Here is a 576-nt window from a genome sequence, read left to right as displayed (position 1 = left end):
ACGAGGGCTTGGCGGTGAACAAGAAGAAGGTGCACCGGCTCTGGAAGGAGGAGGGTCTGCAGGTTCGGATCTACCATCCGCGCAAACGCGCCGGCATAAGCTCATGTCCGCAGATCGAAGCCGATGCACCGAAAGTGGTGTGGGCTATGGACTTCCAGTTCGACTCCACGGTCGACGGGAAGGCGATCAAAATCGCGTCGATGATCGACGAACACACCCGGCAGTCCCTGTTGAACATTGTGGAACGTTCGATCACCGCGCAACGACTGACCGACGAGCTCGACAAGACGTTCGCGTTGTGGGGCGGGCCGCCGATGGTGCTGCGGATGGACAACGGTCCGGAGTTCATTTCCCATGTGCTGCAACAGTTTTGTCGTGACCGTGTCGGTATCTCGTACATCCCGCCGGGGACGCCGTGGAACAACGGACACATCGAATCGTTCAACAACCGACTACGGAAGGAGTGCCTCAACCGCAATCACTGGACGAGCCTGCTCGAAGCGAGGGTGGTGATCGAGGACTTCAAAGACGACCACAACCATCGACACCGGCACTCATCACTGGGCTACCTCACGC

1 protein-coding gene is annotated in these 576 nt (G+C 58.9%); it reads left to right on the top strand.

The window, feature by feature from the left end; genetic code table 11:
• Positions 1–14: 14 nt before the first annotated feature.
• Positions 15–576: integrase core domain-containing protein (locus R4P08_RS18410; protein ID WP_317815310.1), on the top strand; the 562-nt coding region annotated here is incomplete at its 3' end.

The organism is Rhodococcus sp. IEGM 1408, from assembly GCF_033142235.1.
In the GTDB taxonomy this organism is placed as follows: Bacteria; Actinomycetota; Actinomycetes; order Mycobacteriales; family Mycobacteriaceae; genus Dietzia.
The sequence above is the reverse complement of the archived record's forward strand: the minus strand, read 5'-3'. Positions and strand labels throughout refer to the sequence as shown.